We start from the raw sequence: 15,675 nt of genomic DNA, 5'->3' as shown, positions 1-15,675 counted from the left end.
CAGTTTGAGGCGTTCAGGCGATCGGAATCTTGGAGCGCCCTCCACCCAGATTCAGTAACCGGATGGAGGGAGAAGTTGCGGTGAGGCGCGGGAACGGCGACAGGCGCCCGCCCAGAAGGCCTTAATCGATCTGCAGCCAGCCGCGAATAGCTTCCTCGGATAACAGGCCGCTGCGGCCTTTGCGCTCGCCGTTGGCGGAAACAAAGTAGCTGCGCGGCAACTCGCCATACCAGGAGGGATCAATCGCCTGCCGCAGGCGCGCCGGAACCGGATCGGCGAAACGCCAGTTATCGGCGGACTCAATCTTGTAACGGGCCAGGGTTTCCATGACCTGCGCTTCAGGCAGGTCCTGGTCCGTGGACACCAGGGTCACCGCCAGATTGGGGTTGTCCTGCAACAGACCGCCCAACGTCTCCAGCTCTTTGTGACAAGGCGGACAGTCAATGGACCACAGCACCACCAGGTAAGGTTCGCCGTCCCACTGTTGCTGCACCGCGTTGACGCTATCCGCGGTGAATGGCTTGACCTCCGCGTTGGCGGCGGAGGCCAACAGCCATGCCGCCAGCGTCAGCATTACCCGTCCCATCACAACGACTCCTTATGTTGATGGTGATCCTCGGCGTTCTCGATTGCGGCGTTAGCCGCCACTTCCGCGCTGGAGCCCGGCAACGGCGTCAAACGATAGCCCTCCTGCGCCGTCTGCCAGGACAGATAAATCTTATCGCCATTGTTGACCAGCAACGGATGATCCGATGCGCCTTCGGTATTAACCACTTCCGTGGCGGCGCTCCAGGAATCGCCGCCGTCCTCGGACACCTGCATGAAAGTGCGGGTGCGGTCGTCAGCGAAGGCTTTCCAGGTGAGGACGACGTGCTCGCCCAACGCCTCGATCATGGGACGCTCCGCACCAGGACCGCCAAAGGCCACGGGCTTGCTGAAGCCGTCTTTAGTGGAATGGGCGTAGAACAGACCCTGACGGTTTTCTCCCGCGGTGAACCAGGCCAGATGCTGTCTGTCGCCGCTCGCCGCTATCGCCGGTCCGTGATGAGGACAGCCATCCAGTTTCCACTGATCGTCGCTCACCCGTTGCGGCGCGGAATGCGTGGTCAGATCGCTGAATGTGATCAGTGCATGGTCGCGCACGCCGCCGTCAAACACCTGTCGATACAGAATCACCGGCAGCCCCTGCGCGTCCAGCTCCATGGCGATGCGGCAGCATTCGCAGGAGTTGTCCGACAGTTTGCGGCTGGTTTGAAACGATGCGCCGTTATCCGTGGAGACGCCGTAATAGAGCGCAGCGCCGGCGTATTCCTTGTTGGCGGCCTTGGCCGCTTCCAGATCCCGCTTATCCACCCACACCACAAAGATCTCGCCGCGGTCATTCACGCGGAAGGTGGGGAAGCGATGGGCGATGACGTCTTTGTCGTCATTTACGTTGATCGGCGCGCTGAACGTGCGGCCGCCATCCAGGGAGCGGCTGAAGCGAATATGCCCGGTATAGGGTTTATCCAGTTTGCGGGTCCACAGCAGATAGATTTCATTACGCGGCCCCAGCGCCACTTGCGGCCGATCCTCGCCCTGGTCGTCCACCGCCTCCGGGATCGGGTTCACCGCCTGGGGGGCGCTGAACGTGGCGCCGTTATCGTCGGAATGCTGGATGTAGATATGGCCGCGGGAATACCAGGTGATCCACAGTCGCCCATCGCGGCCGAACGCCGGCGTGGGCGACTTGGCGCAGTTCAAGGACGGCAGCGCCATAGGGTCGGCGCAGGGGCCTGCGGGCGCCGCCGCGCCATGATGGCCGCCGCTCTTGTCATTGTGCGCGCCATGCTTGTCGCCGTGGGCGTAGACGCCGCCGCTTGCAAGGCCCGCCGCGGCCGCCATCACAGCGACGCGCAACAGGCGCAGATTCAATACTTCCATTTGACCTCCGCATAGTAGGTTCGACCCGGATATGGGTGATAGACGTAGTAACGTTCGTCGGTGAAGTTATCCACTCCGCCGGCGACAGAGAAATGCTCATTCAGTGCGTAAACGGCGCGGGCGTCGAACACCAGAAAGCTGTCGGTGTAGCCGAAGCCGCTGCGGTCGCCGTCGCTGTTGTCCAGGCTGTCATAGGGATCGCTGGCGTAACGGACGCCGCCGCCCAGGCGTAACTGCTCCGTCGCCTGATAGCCCGCCAGCGCGTTGGCGCGCCATTTGGGAACGCGGGGAAACTGTTTGCCTTCCGACTCCGGCGCGCCGTTGTTCTTGAGGATTTCCGCATCGGTGAAGGACAGATTGAAATCCAAGTCCAGGCCTGGGGTCAGCACGTTCTGCAAGCCGGTCACCAGCTCCACGCCCCGGGAGCGCACGCGGTCGATATTCTGATAGTTGGTGACGCCGGTGAGCACGTTGGTCTGCCGGTAGATGGCGTCGTCCACGTCGTTTTCCCACAGGCTGACGGTCACCGAGGCGCTGTCGAAGTTGCGTTTGACGGTCAGGTTCTTGGCGAAGCTTTTCTCTTTCTTCAAATCAGGATCAAAACTGGCGTTGAAAGCGCCGGTATTGTCGATAGAGCCCTGATATAACTCGCCCACGGTGGGATAACGATAGGCCAGCGCCAGAGACAAAGTGGCGCTCCAGTCCGCATTGGGGCGATAGCTGAAACTGGCTTTGGGGGACAGGTCGGATTCGCTTCTTTCCGGATAGGCCGCGCTCACGCGCTCGGCGCCGAAGTCCCGCGCCAGCCTGCCGTTATAGGCGCGCCACCACTCCTGACGGGCGCCCAGGGTCATGCTCCAGGCCGGGGCCGGCGTCCATTCGTTTTCCACGAACAGCGCATGGGTGCGAGTGGTTCCTTCCGTGTCGCCGCTCAAGCTGGCGATGTCGTCGCTGCGCCAGTGAGTGGTGTTGTAGTTGGCCTGATCCAGTCGATAGCGATCAAAGTGATAGCCAAACAAAACGCGCTCGCCCAACCAGCCGCCGTCGTGACGATGACCGAACTTGACGTCGGCGGTCTCCCAGCCCGTGCCCTGATCTTCCGTCAGGGTTCCCGCGCCGTTGGCTTGCGCCTCTTCATAGTTGGTTCCAGAGCGGCGTTGCTTTTGCTCCAGCACGTCATACAGGGACACGGCGGATTTGATCTCCCATCCATCTCCCAGCGCGCCTTCCAGTTCGGCGCCATAGATCAGGTCTTTCGCTTCGGACTCGCCCAGGCGCTGGCTGCTGACGTTGTAGCTGGCGCCGTCGATATCCACGTCGCCGTTATACACGGGCTGGCCAGCGGCGTCGCGCAGATAGGTTTCCGGGTTGAGGCTGTCTTCGTTACGGTCGAGATAGGCCAGCGTCACTCTGGCTTGCAGGCGCTCGTTGATGTCATAGCCCAGCTTGATTTTGCTGACGCTTTCGCCGATGTCGCTGCGACCGGCGGAGTTATACAGATAGCCTCCCGCCGGATAGTCATGGGCGCCCTCGACAGGATTTCCTGCTGGCGCGCCGCCAGAGCCTGAGGCGACGCCGAAACTTTGTGGATGTCCTTCGTTCTGCAGCCAGTCCGTCGCCAGGAAGTAGCTCCAGGGGCCCTTTCTGTCGCCAAAGGAGGCGTGGGTTTTGTAGCCGAAATAAGTGTCGTCAGTTCCGTAGGCGCTGAAATCCTGTAGAAACACCCCGGCGCTTACCTGCGCCTCGCGCTGTTCCGGCATGCGGCCGTGCATGATCACCGCGCCGCCCATGGCGTTGCCGCTGTATTCCGCCGCGTAAGGTCCATACAGCACTTCGATCCACTCGATTTCCTCCGGCTGCATCAGGCTCCATCGGGGCGCGAAGTTGAAGCTGGAACCCAGGAAGTTGCTGAGCATAAGGCCATCTCCCATCACCACGGCGCGCGCGGTCTGGGTGGTGTGCGTCTCACGGAAGGATAAGGTGGCGTTACGGTCGCCGATATAGCGTTTGCGCACGATCAGGTTGGGCTCGTATTTAAGCGCATCGGATACCTCTGGGCTGTTGATGTGCTCCAGTTTCTCCGCCATGACTTCCGTTTGTAAAGCCGTCGGCTCCGTCACCAACGCGGGCCGTTCTCCCACCACTTCCACCGCTTGTAACACAGTGACCTCTTCCGCCGCCGCCCCCAATGGCAGCGCAAGGCTTGCTACAGCCCCGATCGCGCGGTTCAGGCGCATAACGTCCCCTTACTCTTTATGTTAGAAAAAGGGCATATTAATGAAGCCTTTACGGGAGATGGATGCGGCAAAATGTCGCAGGGATTTTTGAGCTAGGCCAGTTGGGTGAACAGGAATAGCTTAATCAGAGCCGCCCCTATCAAGCCATCGCTTTGTCACAACGGAGGGGCCGTCCGAGCGGATTCATGCAGATTTATCGAGCGCCCGGGAGATCGTAACTATACTGTCACTATTGCCTGGGAGGGAAAGTCATGCGTTATGCTCTGTGGCTCTGGTTTGCGCTGTTTTCGCAGGGGGCGCTTGCGCAAACCTTGATCATCGGCATGGAGGACGCCAACAACAAACCCTTTGAATATGTGGCGGAATCCGGGGAGCTGAGCGGATTTCATACGGAGGTCGTCAAGCAGGTGACGGCCAGTTTGGAATGGAAAGTGGAGTTCGTGCGCCTGCCCTGGACCCGCGTCATCAAGATGCTGGAAAGCGGCGAAGTGAACGCCGTGACCTATATGGCGAAGTCCGTTGAGCGTGAAAAGTTCGCCCTATATCTGCCTGACAATCTTCTGCACATTTCACAGAGCACCATCTACATCAAAAAGTCCCGCGCCAAGGAAATTCTCTACGATCCGCCGCTGGAGCATTTCGTCAGCCGCTGGCGCGTCGCCGTTCCCACCGGCTATCACATCAATGACGAGGCGATGGCGTTGATCCGCAACAACTATCCGCTGCAACAACGCACCGTCACCATGGCGCAACTCTTCCTCATGCTGGTCAACGACCGCTACGACGCCATACTGGGCGGCTCCAACGCCATGCTGCGCAGTAAAACCGCCATCGAAAATCTGGAAGACGTCGTACAACCGCTGCAAGGCGCCCTGTTCCCCTCCGAACCCATGTACATCGCCTTCAGCCGCCAAAGCGGCGCCAAACTGGCTTACGACTTCGCTATCGCCTACAAACAATTCCGCCAGCAACCGGCATACCGGGAGATCGCGGCGCGTTTTAATGTGATTGCGTGGCTGCCCGGCGAGAGGGATTTTGATTAGGGGGTGCGCACGTCGTTTTCGGCGCTTTTTGCGCAGGTTTGGGAGCGCAGCTGCTGCATATTTCTTCGTCGGCGTCGAATGTGTGGGGAAGATGAATGAGGCCTTTTTTGTGTTTTTCAATAAAGGCAATAAAGTCGCCTGCTTTTTGACCTTCCGTTAGGTTGCCATAGACTGATGAACCTTTGGGGACAGAAGGCCGAAGGTGGTCTGGAATCACCAGCGGCTCGCGGCCGAAGTAATAAAACGTTTTCGCAATCAACACATTCTCACCAGAGATATCTTCCTTCTGACACCCCATATGAGGCTTATCCTGTTTTATATCCCAGTGGCTAGGATTCTTGACCTGCCGATAGTGTGTGTAATCTTTTGGGTCGCCTGACGGCAATAAGTCGTAAATGTTATCTCCGGCTCGCTCTATCGCGCTCTTAGACGACATATCTGGAATCTTATTCTTGAAACTAGAGTCTTTAAAATAGGCGCTGATTGATAGCTTCTTCTCCACTTTCATCAAATACACAAGTCGCTCACTGCCAACTGCATCGCCGTTCAAGGTAGCGGACGAAAAGCCTGCAATCCACGTTCCGCCCTCTTCATCTACCTTAACGTTACCATTCCTTCGTATATAGGGTTTGCAAGTCGCCAACGTTAACCACTCGCCAAAAGGATTGGGCGCAAAGCCTGAATCGTGGGTCATTTTGTAGCTATACAAACGCATAAAACCTCCCTCAGCCAGTATTACCACCGTGTTTAAAAACTAGGCTAGAAAGAGGAATTGGCAAGGGCTTCAGGCCCGGAAAGTTGTTATGTTTGGTTGGCTTTTGCTACAGGAGGAAACTGAGTGCGTATTGGCGTAGCGTGGGGTTGATGGGGAGGGAGCGCCGGCGGTTATCGGGACCTAGTCGCCCCCTCCTCCACCGCCGCCATCAGACCCCACATCGAACATACCGCCATCCTGACGCGAACTAATGGCCAAGTCGAATCCCTGGTCGTTATTATCATCGCGATTGGGGTTACGCGCATTACGGGCGCTGTTCAAGAAGCTTTTGAAGGGCCATGGAATCAGCCGGTGCGGTATGGCTTCAGGCGAGTACTGGTTTACCAAGTAGAGCGCCATTAAGGAGCCGAAAAGTGGCGCCACGAGTATGATAAAAAACTGTAGCGCTTTTTGACCCCGTTCCAGGGTGTCATCGTTTTTCACCGCCATGATGGCTATTAACGCGAGCCACAGCCATGCGGCCACCGTTAAGCCAATCAGCGTCATCAATACGACCGCCATCATTCCTCCTCCAATCCGTATTCGCCTGATTTCTGGTTCGTTTTCGAATAACGAGATAAATCAGTGAAGTAGCAACAGATTAATCACCATATAGGGATTTCTCTCTGAATGCTAGGGTCTGTTGACGTTTCACATCGGCAGCCATAAATACCCACAAGCCATGGCTACCATACTTTCATAGTTCCTCTTCAACTTGTCATACCTCGTCGCGATGGCCCGGTACTGCTTGAGTCGGGCGAAGGCGTTCTCCACCAAATGGCGACACTTGTATAAACCCCAATCCATATCGTCATTGCCTTTGACAGAGTTTCGCTTTCTCGGTATCACGGCCCTGGCTCCCTTCCTTTCGATCTGTGCCCGCACTCGTTCACTGTCGTAGCCTTTGTCTCCGACAACCGCTTCTGACAAGGGAAGCTTTTCAATCAACTCCGCCGCTGCCGTACAGTCATTGACTTCGCCTCCTGTGATCTCAAATTCCACAGGAAGACCATAGGCATCCACGGCCAGATGCACTTTCGTGGTATTGCCCGCCCGACTCTTACCAATCGCCTGAGACTCTTCCGTGCAGGCTCCTGCGCTGTGCTGATGGGCCTTCACATAGCTGCCATCAATAAACTCCCATTCCAAATCCGGCTCGCGGATCAAGCCCCGGAAGATCCTCAACCACTTGCCTTGGGCAGACCAGGAATTGAATTTTTTGAACACCGAATTCCAGTCGCCAAACTGCCCTGGCAAGTCTCGCCAGGGACACCCCGTCCGCATTCGGTACAACATGCCTTCCACCATCATTCGTAGTGTGGGCTTGTTATAGATTCGCTCTTGCAGCATGATCTCTTTCAGCTTCGACCAAAGCTCGTCACTGAGCATCAATCGGGGCATCGCAAACTCGTCTTGTTGTTGGTGTGGGAACCGCAATATGACGAGTTTGCGCCTATCTATCACCTATGACGAAACGTCAACACGCCCTAGCCGGCGGTGGTGGCGCTTCGTGCTGGCCACTGGTCTATATTCTCTATGTTTGGTCGTACAACTCTCCTGTACTAGTTTTTCCTATGGAGCAAGACCGAAACTGATGGGATATTTTGTGATCTAGCCCGTTTCTTGGAGAGAAATTAATGGCTGCCACCAAACACGATCAAACAATGAATATGCCAGAGTTACTGGTGTTCGCGAGGCTGTTTGTCATTGGTTTTGTGGGAGCTGAAGTGGGCTGGTCCGCGTACTACCTCGGAAACAGCTTCGCTACGATGTTGTCAGGCGTTTCCATCGGTATCAGAGCCACGGGGATAGTAGTTATATCACTGGCCATATTTCTGCTCTGTCTAATCTACGCCATCGAACGAGGAGCGCATATTGCTACATCACGGATTTGCTCAAGTCTTCGCGTCGACTTGCTGATCATGATCATTGTAGGCATCTGGACAAACTATTTGATCTCTCCCCTGCTATCCAAGGTCCACGAAGCACTAAAAGATGTAGATCCTTATTCAGGTCCAACGGTATTGCTTTTGCTCTGCACGATACTCTTGACACCTCTCGTTCAGCATCGCCGACAGAGACCCAATACTTCCCCTCCACAACTTCGCTTCCTTTCAGACGAGGAAGTCGATAACGACAAGGAAGATCTGCTTGCTGGCGATGAGCAGGTCAAATCATTCGCGGATACTGTCCTTGAAAGCGAAGCCCTTTCAGGGCTTACCTTTGGGGTTGATGGGCCATGGGGAGTCGGTAAAACTAGCTTTATCAACCTTGCTCAACATTATTGGGAAGAAGCAGACGATAGAGTCATTGTTTGCCGATTTGAGCCGCTTCGTTACGCCTCCGAGCCTGATCTTGCCGATCGTTTGATTCGCGACCTCTCCTCAGCAATTCAACAAAAAGTATTCGTTCCTGAGTTTCGCCCTGCTGTGTCACGATACTCCCGGTTGATAAAGGGGAAAGCCGACATTTCATTCTTTGGCTTCAAGCTCACATTAGAACCATCACAAGAGACCGCTGATGAGTTGCTTAATGATATTGACGAGGTCCTGAAACGCATCAACCGTCGAGTAATAGTCGTCATTGATGATCTTGATCGTTTAGACACTAGAACCACAAACAACGTACTGTTTGCGATACGCCGGACATTCAAGCTTTCACAGGCGACCTATATTCTCTGTTACGACACAGAAGTCCTTGCAGGGAGCCAAGAGGAGAGTTCGAGGGCGAGAGAGTTTCTAGAGAAATTTATAACGGTGAAGCTAAGCCTCTTTGTTGATAGCTCACATATTCGGGATTTTTTACGCAGGGACTGGAAATCTCAAGCTAACCAACTCAGCACAATTCCGTCTGATACGATGTTGAAACTGGGCTCCGTGCTGGATGAATTAGCCAATATTCTCGACGGAGACAAAGCCACTTGGTACCTACCCCTTGTTGGAGACTTGCGCAAAGTGAAGCGTTTTGTCAACGCTATGCTGCTCATGCAGCTTGAGAAAAGCGACTTAGGTAGAACAGACTTTAATAAGCATGATCTTATAAACCTGATACTCATACACCTAAACTATCCTGGGCTGTTCAGACGTATTTATGCCGACGAGACGCAAGGGCGTTGCGGAATATTCTCAGTGCAACGAGACCTCATAAAACAAGAGTATAAAAATGATTCTAGCTTCTCAGATTTTGTGGCTAAACAGCAAGAAATTGCAGCATTTTTATTGAAAGAGCTATTCGACTTAAACACTTTGAAGTTTAACTGGAACAGTCTGGATGAAGCAGAATTATCTTCACGCGCCTGCTTTAATCAGCCCGACTTTAGAAACTTAGAAGATTACCTAAAGCTCATAGTACGGTTCGTCACACCGGAGCCACAGAAAACCTTTGTACTTTACAAGAATGCCGTAGATCAAGTTCTGAAAGGAGTTAAAATTGAGTCAGTTTTATCATCAGACGACTTTCGATTAGGGCAAAGTGATCATGCTTACGATCAATTCTGGAGAGTCCTCGCCAATCAGTCTTATAGCTTCACTCGTAATGTCGCCGATGACGCCATTAATACCCTCATTAAATATCTGCCGCGCTACCCATCTATTGAGTACCACGATAGAGGTTTGCGGAATAGATCGATCTATACTTTGCTTCAACTTTTAGATAGAGCTGGCTGGGGAGATACATCAGAACATCGACACCAACATCGTCACAAAACAACTGAATCAGGTGTGATAGAAATCGCATGGCGAATTTTTGGTGAAGGCTCTTATGCTGGGAAGGGCCTTCTTCAGCAACTTGTGGCCAGCAACCGCGGAGTTCTTGGCTGGAACGACCTTATGATGTTCAGGTTGCATTGTTCTGCTGACCGTCAAGGACAGTTATTCAACCTGTACTCTGCTCTGATATTTCATCAAGATAAAAACGGTACAACAACGGGATTAGTCAGCGATCTTGCATTAGTAGGCATGAGAAAAATTTCTCAAAATATCTTCTCGCGATTCAAGAAAACGTATATTAAACCGCGGCGGAACTTTTTTACAGAAGTTAATGAGGCTCCTATTCAGGAATTTCTCGGCATAGCCTCATTTGAGCTTAGCCAACACATTTCAAATAAATTTCGTAATGAACAAGATAATAATTCTATTGAAAATCGAATTGCCTCCTCACGCTCTGTTGTTAAATCGTTTGTAATTTATCAACTTAGCAATTCAGTTCCTCCAGAGGGGAGTGGCGTTGGCTGCGGATATTACAATGAATCTGGAGCTGAAAACAAGTTGGGAATAGCAAAGGCGATGAACAACTACATATTTAATATTTGTTTTAACCCTTATCTAAACAAGAATAACACCTTTCACTTTCTAGATTACTGCCTATTACACTTGAGTAGAACTATACTTCCAAGTGGAGGCACAATTAATTACACTGCAACCAAAGACGGGCTTCCTAGCGGTCTCAATCCGAAAGAGATGGGGCTATATTGGAGTCAACATAAGCAACTCATCTATGAGCAAGTTCCGTATGCATTGGATCGCCGCGTAGTCACACCCAATTACATTGCACGCTATAGCGAAGATTTGGAAGCAGTCTTCACAGCACTTGATGAGTTAGCCAGTGATGCAATATATGACGATAAAGAGGCCGAATAGTAGTCCGTAGTCGTTTAAGAAAGTGTTTTTCCCAATCTATCTCAGGTGACTAAGAGATAGACAATTCATGCTTTCCAAAACTTCTCCCGTATTTATATGCTTTAAGCAGCTACACCCCCTCCACTACAGCTTTTACAAACTTGGCAATTTCTCTCTTTGCAACTCCACTCGTTACATTGGTATGGCAAAATTTTGCGAAACGGGTCTCTCTACCTGTTGAGAGGCTACGCTTTAATGCAAGAATATCATATCTATTACCTACCTTTTTAGTTTGTTCATACCTATAACTATAAGCGGCATTATAACCAACGAACTCTCCCGTTTCTTCTACTGTCCAAAAACCAGGAAAATTCAATTTTTCAAGCTCTCTACGCATTTCTAGGGCAGACTGAAACCTTTCAGCAAGATTTGGGTTAATGGCCTTTAGAATTATTCGCTTCAAGCGCGGGGGAATATATGCAGGGAAATCTGAGACTGAAATCAGATCGGCATCTGATAATGCTCTGTAATATGCTTGTTCACCTAGCTCATTAAACTTTTGTCTAAGCGTGTCGAGACCCACTAGCATTCTAAAAAGTGTTAGTCCAGCCTGAAAAACATCAGTCTGCGCTGTAATCTCATTTGCGTTCAATACTTCAGGGGCAGCATGAATTTTATAAAAAGTGGGGGGCTGGACTGGTGCTCCATCCTGTGTAACCCCGACAATTCCATAGTCAGTTAACATACCCTGTTCGTGCAGACCAATAAGTACATTTTCTGGTTTTACATCATTGTGAAAGAAGTCGTGCCCATGTAAATACTCAAGGCCCCGTAAAATATCTTTTCCGAGACGGATTACATCAGGTAGCCTAAGATAGTGAGAAGGGTTAGCAAGCATGGTAATTGGACCATTAGGCATATAGTCCATGGCAATAATGACATAATCATGTTGTCCAATTCTAGTTACATCTGCCTGGTGAACACGGACTACATTATTATGGTCGAGAACATGTCCAATCTGAGCTTCACGCAGTCGGTGGTGGACAGGTGTTCCTGGTTTCAATATTTTAATAGCGTATTCATGGTCAACAGCACGATCTTCAGCTAACCACACTTCACCGAAGCTTCCACCGCCAATACGATGACATAGCCGATACTTATATAATTGCATTCCAGCTTGCAACTGCACAACAGTAGCCGGTTCCGTCACAAGTTTCGGGCTCCCTGCCATGCCGCAATCACAGCGTCCGCCATTTTATTATCCCAATACTTAGTCGTGCGACCAACACGTTCCTCTGCATGTTTTCTCACATCTGCACTACGTGTTGCAAGAGAACCATATATTTTAACAGTTACTGGAACATTTTTACTTTTACAAAACAAAAGAACCGCTCCTTCAAGATAAGCTGATTCGCGTTTTGATTTACTATCATTCTGCGTATATTCATTTGTCTTAACACAGACTGTCTCAACACCCTGGTGACTATGAAAAACGCGACCTAACTCATGATAAAGCCATTCCACTTTATCCTCAGGCTCAGATATATCTGCAGGGTATACTAGTCGTGACTCAGAATTTGAATTAAGAAGAGTGAAGTTATTTCCGTCATACTCAACCAGAGCATACCTTGTCCTTTGGGGATCAACTCGAATTCCTAGTACCTTCAACGTAGCCTCCTCAATACAACGTCCTAACCTCTATAGCGGCGATAGCAAGAATAAGATGGCAAATAGTTAGATAGGCTCAATAAGCTCCTAGTGTAGATAAAAGTGGCCTTTATCACTTCATAAAGATAGCACACCCTTAAATATCTGTATCGGACGATATCAAGCATTTTATGAGCAGTGTTTGGTTCAGAATCTGTCGATAGCAACTTTGCGACTAAAGCGATGCTCATAGCTCTGGAAGGCCCTTCGACAGGCTCAGGGCGAACGGGTGGAGAAGAAATCCCTATTTCTAGGAAACGTCGTTAAGCCACTCTACTTTCTCGCTCTCAGTTGACTCTAACGTTCCTAACTCTCTGGCTAATTCGAGTTGTAGCCATGTGTGCGGGACAACAAGACTTCCTTCCAATGAGTTTCGCGCGTAATAACTTCATTTTTATTGGCGTGCACATCCGCCACTTCAAGAATTGAAAAACGAAAGGCTTCAGCACTTTTAGCGCCAAGGTCGTTCAAGAGCGCTCGGAGTTCTACGTTGTTACCATGCCCCGAAGACGAGTACTGCGACCAGCGGCTCCATATGCCCCCTTCTCCATATGCACTACCAACATAGAGTTTCCCCGACATCGTATCTGATATTACATAAACTCCTGAGACTGAGGAGAGCGCGCCTTTCCAAGATGGGATGCTCTGACGAATAACACAATCTAATTCCCGCTTAGACAAATTCACTGATTTAAAACCTGGAAACTCCGATAAGGTGAGTCGCTCTGATTTGAGTTCCGATACCAATAGATCTTCACTCCACCGTTCAGCCAACAAATATGTCGCCCGAAAATTTCGGCTAAATTTAATAACCAAGCGGCCGGAGAGCTCAGCACAGTCTCGCACTTGCCCTAAGTCATAATAGAAACAGTTTTCTTCGTTCTTGAACTCAACCCCTGTTTGTTCGTATAGACCGCTAAAAAGCCAGTTGTCCGTGCCGTGAATGTTAATAAGAGAGACTACAAACCGGCGTTCAAAATTACGTTTTGTTTGCCATCGCTGCCAATCCTCAAAATCTCCTGCAAGAAAGACATCAAGGGGATGCTCTACTCCATTCCAGACGGCCATATGTAATTTGCAATCGGCAGGCGACAATGTGGGACTAAGCAATTGTAATAAATCAAATAGTTTGAACATGCTTCTGCCCCTCGTCAGCGCTCAATCGCCATCAATTTCGATAACATGCCTAGCTATGAGCAAAAGATAGCACACCCTCCAATGTCTGCTTCATTCAACGACAGTGCGAATCAAGCGCTTCTCGCTCATGCGCTCTGGAAGGCCCTTCGACAGGCTCAGGGCGAACGGTGGACATGGTAGAGAGGGTGTCGGGTGTTGTTAGGTGTTGGTGTTGGTGTTGGTGTTGGTGTTGGTGTTGGTGTTGGTGCGGGATTATGTGATGTTGTCTGCGCCAGTGAAGAACACTGGCTTTGATGATCGTAAATCACTTTTCCCCCGCAAAGCCGTCCCAGTTTTCAGGGGTTATTATTTTCATTCCGGTAAACCCACTGGACGCCAGTGCGGCGGCTAACGGGTCTTCCAGGACAATCACTCGTTCGTAATAGTAAAGCCTGTAAATGGTCCCGTAGCTCTTCGAGTTCAGTACAAGGGTGTCGACCTCGTGAATGAACATGACTTCTTCATCTTCCATTTCGATTTCAAGTTCGCTTTTCTCAAAGTCGATACAGTTGGCCATTCCCTTGATATTGCAGGCGAAGTAATCGTGATTGGGTTCAGCGCCGGCTTTTTTCAGTACTGTGGCGGGGTAGTAATCGATATTGTCCACGCCCAGGTTGTCCAGAAAGTCTTTCAATGTTTTAGACACAATCGGGCATCCGGCGTCGGAAACGGCGAAGTCCGTGAGTTTTCCCTTGTGTCGCCTTTCACAGATAAATTCCAGGCGAGAAAGATCATGATTATTGGGATTGAGGGGTTTGCCAGTCTCCCAAATCATCCCATAACAGGTGCAATTATCCGTGCCGGTAATAGCTGGAGAGCGTTCAAGGTCAGGGAATAGTAGTTTTTTAGTCATACGTCTTTGCTAGCGTTTCAATGAGTGATTCTGTGGGCCCATGTATTCCATTGTCATACAAATGACAGGTAAACGCTCGACTACCCTTCCCCCTCCAATAATCTTAGTAGCCTCCTCATGCACTCATCCAGTTGTTGGCGTTCTTCTGGGTTCAGGGGTTGCAGGATGTTGTGTTCGTTTTGTACGTGGGCGTCGACGGCGCGGTCAATGAGTTCGAGGCCTTTGGGGGTGAGTTGGACGAGTTTGCTGCGGGCGTCGTCTTTGTTGGCGGTGCGTTCGATGAGGCCGCTGGCTTCCAGCCGTTGCAGGCGGTGGGTCATGGTGCCGGAGGTGATCATGAGGGTTGAGAACAGGGTTGTGGGGGCCAGGCAGTAGGGTTTGCCTGAGCGTCTCAGGGTGGCGAGGACGTCGAATTCCCAGCCGGTCATGTCGAACTGGTTGAAGGTAGCGTCCAGTCGACGTTGCATGAGGGCGGCGCAGCGTTTCAGGCGCCCGATGGCGCCCATGGGGGTGACGTCCAGGTCGGGCCGTTCGGCGTTCCATTGTTCCAGAATCTTGTCTACGGCGTCGGGAGGGCGTTTTTCAGTCATGTTTGGCTCCGTTTATTTTATCTTGATATCAAGATTTATCTGTGCAAAACTGATTTTATCTTGAATTGAAGATAAATGCATTGCTTAGCCGTAAATCAAGGAACCTGATATGTACGAGACTGTAAAAGATCTTATCGAAAACCGCGTATCCACTGGCCGTTACGACGCAGAGAAATCCCTGTCTGAAGAACAGATCACCGAGTTGGTGAGACTGGCCACCCGCGCCCCCTCCGCTTACAACTTTCAGAACTGGAAGTTCATCGCCGTGCGCTCGCCCGAAGCGAAGGCCCGTTTACAGGCGGTTTCTTATGGGCAGAAGCAGGTGGTGGACGCCGCGGTGACCTTTATCATCTGCGGAACGCTGGCGGCGCATGAAGGTCTGGCCAGTGCGTTGCAGCCTTCCGTCGCTGCGGGTTTTCTGCCGCAGGCGTTCAGTGACGGCTGGGTTGCGCAGGCCAGTTCTTCTCATGAGAACAACCCCACGCTGCAACGGGACGAAGCTTTCCGTTCCGCTTCCCTCGCCGCAATGACGCTGATGTTCGCGGCGCAAGGCATGGGGCTGTCTACTGGCGCCATGAGTGGTTTCGATCCACAGGCGCTGGCGCAGGAGTTTGGGTTGTCGGAGCGGGAGGTGCCGGTGATGTTGGTGACGGCGGGTTATCCGACTGAAGGCAATTGGCCGCAGAAGGTGCGTCGCCCTGTGGAAGAGGTGATGGCGTTGGTGTGATATTGGCATGTTAATCATCAGGCGCATGAATGCGTCTGTGCGGCGGCCA

The 15,675-nt window shown here is 51.6% G+C and carries 14 protein-coding genes; 3 read left to right on the top strand and 11 right to left on the bottom strand.

All coding sequences use genetic code 11. The features are described from left to right. Positions 1-121: 121 nt before the first annotated feature. From O5O45_RS09560 to O5O45_RS09550, 3 genes are read right to left on the bottom strand one after another with little or no spacing between them, the layout of a single operon-like run. Positions 122-589 carry a TlpA family protein disulfide reductase gene (locus tag O5O45_RS09560; RefSeq protein ID WP_305904985.1) on the bottom strand — a complete coding sequence of 156 codons (468 nt, stop codon included), beginning with the start codon at positions 587-589 and terminating at the stop codon, positions 122-124. Next, positions 586-1,923 (bottom strand): sialidase family protein, encoded by a 1,338-nt coding sequence (locus tag O5O45_RS09555; protein WP_305904984.1) that lies wholly within the window; start codon positions 1,921-1,923, stop codon positions 586-588. Before O5O45_RS09555 ends, O5O45_RS09560 begins: the two co-directional genes overlap by 4 nt. After that, entirely contained in the window at positions 1,911-4,160 is a 2,250-nt protein-coding gene (locus O5O45_RS09550) for a TonB-dependent receptor (RefSeq protein WP_305904983.1), read from the bottom strand. The genes O5O45_RS09555 and O5O45_RS09550 overlap by 13 nt, the downstream gene beginning before the upstream one ends. 251 nt (positions 4,161-4,411) lie before the next feature. Here O5O45_RS09550 and O5O45_RS09545 point away from each other — a divergent pair, with 251 nt between their 5' ends. Then, positions 4,412-5,203, top strand: a complete 792-nt coding sequence (locus O5O45_RS09545) for a substrate-binding periplasmic protein (protein ID WP_305904982.1) — start codon at positions 4,412-4,414, stop codon at positions 5,201-5,203. On the opposite strand, the gene O5O45_RS09540 is transcribed toward O5O45_RS09545, so the two are convergent. The 3 genes from O5O45_RS09540 to O5O45_RS09530 all read right to left on the bottom strand — a co-directional run bounded on the left by O5O45_RS09540 (position 5,160) and on the right by O5O45_RS09530 (position 7,358). Further along, a complete protein-coding gene (locus tag O5O45_RS09540) occupies positions 5,160-5,918 on the bottom strand; it encodes an Nmad2 family putative nucleotide modification protein (protein WP_305904981.1) in 759 nt (252 codons plus the stop codon). The genes O5O45_RS09545 and O5O45_RS09540 overlap by 44 nt on opposite strands. A 180-nt stretch (positions 5,919-6,098) precedes the next feature. After that, the gene (locus O5O45_RS09535; RefSeq protein ID WP_305904980.1) at positions 6,099-6,482 is read right to left on the bottom strand and encodes a hypothetical protein; all 384 of its coding nucleotides are present in this window, start codon (positions 6,480-6,482) and stop codon (positions 6,099-6,101) included. Between the two features lie 126 nt (positions 6,483-6,608). Further along, positions 6,609-7,358 (bottom strand): IS5 family transposase, encoded by a 750-nt coding sequence (locus O5O45_RS09530; protein WP_305902294.1) that lies wholly within the window; start codon positions 7,356-7,358, stop codon positions 6,609-6,611. A gap of 236 nt (positions 7,359-7,594) precedes the next feature. Here O5O45_RS09530 and O5O45_RS09525 point away from each other — a divergent pair, with 236 nt between their 5' ends. Beyond that, on the top strand, positions 7,595-10,594 hold the full coding sequence (locus tag O5O45_RS09525; RefSeq protein ID WP_305904979.1) for a KAP family NTPase: 3,000 nt from the start codon (positions 7,595-7,597) through the stop codon (positions 10,592-10,594). 109 nt (positions 10,595-10,703) lie between these two features. Here O5O45_RS09525 and O5O45_RS09520 read toward each other — a convergent pair whose 3' ends face one another. From O5O45_RS09520 to O5O45_RS09500, 5 genes are all read right to left on the bottom strand, one after another. Further along, the gene (locus O5O45_RS09520) at positions 10,704-11,783 is read right to left on the bottom strand and encodes a serine/threonine-protein kinase (RefSeq protein WP_305904978.1); all 1,080 of its coding nucleotides are present in this window, start codon (positions 11,781-11,783) and stop codon (positions 10,704-10,706) included. Continuing rightward, positions 11,780-12,241: a hypothetical protein gene (locus O5O45_RS09515; protein ID WP_305904977.1), complete on the bottom strand. Its 462-nt coding sequence runs from the start codon at positions 12,239-12,241 to the stop codon at positions 11,780-11,782. Before O5O45_RS09515 ends, O5O45_RS09520 begins: the two co-directional genes overlap by 4 nt. A gap of 357 nt (positions 12,242-12,598) precedes the next feature. Then, positions 12,599-13,417 carry a GIY-YIG nuclease family protein gene (locus O5O45_RS09510; protein ID WP_305904976.1) on the bottom strand — a complete coding sequence of 273 codons (819 nt, stop codon included), beginning with the start codon at positions 13,415-13,417 and terminating at the stop codon, positions 12,599-12,601. A gap of 304 nt (positions 13,418-13,721) precedes the next feature. Further along, entirely contained in the window at positions 13,722-14,309 is a 588-nt protein-coding gene (locus O5O45_RS09505) for an imm11 family protein (RefSeq protein WP_305904975.1), read from the bottom strand. 80 nt (positions 14,310-14,389) lie between these two features. Beyond that, positions 14,390-14,899: a MarR family winged helix-turn-helix transcriptional regulator gene (locus tag O5O45_RS09500; protein WP_305904974.1), complete on the bottom strand. Its 510-nt coding sequence runs from the start codon at positions 14,897-14,899 to the stop codon at positions 14,390-14,392. Between the two features lie 109 nt (positions 14,900-15,008). On the opposite strand from O5O45_RS09500, the gene O5O45_RS09495 reads away from it, so the two are divergent. Continuing rightward, the gene (locus O5O45_RS09495) at positions 15,009-15,626 is read left to right on the top strand and encodes a nitroreductase family protein (protein WP_305904973.1); all 618 of its coding nucleotides are present in this window, start codon (positions 15,009-15,011) and stop codon (positions 15,624-15,626) included. Positions 15,627-15,675 lie beyond the last annotated feature (49 nt).

This window comes from Hahella sp. HNIBRBA332 (assembly GCF_030719035.1).
GTDB lineage: Bacteria > Pseudomonadota > Gammaproteobacteria > Pseudomonadales > Oleiphilaceae > Hahella.
Note: the sequence above shows the minus strand (reverse complement) of the source record. Positions and strands in the feature narration are given on the sequence as shown.

What these genes read in the sequence shown, in the direction of transcription:
- O5O45_RS09555 (WP_305904984.1), bottom strand. Translation starts at nt 1,923, where the DNA reads ATGGAAGTATTGAATCTGCGCCTGTTGCGCGTCGCTGTGATGGCGGCC.
- O5O45_RS09550 (WP_305904983.1), bottom strand. Translation starts at nt 4,160, where the DNA reads ATGCGCCTGAACCGCGCGATCGGGGCTGTAGCAAGCCTTGCGCTGCCA.
- O5O45_RS09545 (WP_305904982.1), top strand. Translation starts at nt 4,412, where the DNA reads ATGCGTTATGCTCTGTGGCTCTGGTTTGCGCTGTTTTCGCAGGGGGCG.
- O5O45_RS09540 (WP_305904981.1), bottom strand. Translation starts at nt 5,918, where the DNA reads ATGCGTTTGTATAGCTACAAAATGACCCACGATTCAGGCTTTGCGCCC.
- O5O45_RS09535 (WP_305904980.1), bottom strand. Translation starts at nt 6,482, where the DNA reads ATGATGGCGGTCGTATTGATGACGCTGATTGGCTTAACGGTGGCCGCA.
- O5O45_RS09530 (WP_305902294.1), bottom strand. Translation starts at nt 7,358, where the DNA reads ATGCCCCGATTGATGCTCAGTGACGAGCTTTGGTCGAAGCTGAAAGAG.
- O5O45_RS09525 (WP_305904979.1), top strand. Translation starts at nt 7,595, where the DNA reads ATGGCTGCCACCAAACACGATCAAACAATGAATATGCCAGAGTTACTG.
- O5O45_RS09510 (WP_305904976.1), bottom strand. Translation starts at nt 13,417, where the DNA reads ATGTTCAAACTATTTGATTTATTACAATTGCTTAGTCCCACATTGTCG.
- O5O45_RS09505 (WP_305904975.1), bottom strand. Translation starts at nt 14,309, where the DNA reads ATGACTAAAAAACTACTATTCCCTGACCTTGAACGCTCTCCAGCTATT.
- O5O45_RS09500 (WP_305904974.1), bottom strand. Translation starts at nt 14,899, where the DNA reads ATGACTGAAAAACGCCCTCCCGACGCCGTAGACAAGATTCTGGAACAA.
- O5O45_RS09495 (WP_305904973.1), top strand. Translation starts at nt 15,009, where the DNA reads ATGTACGAGACTGTAAAAGATCTTATCGAAAACCGCGTATCCACTGGC.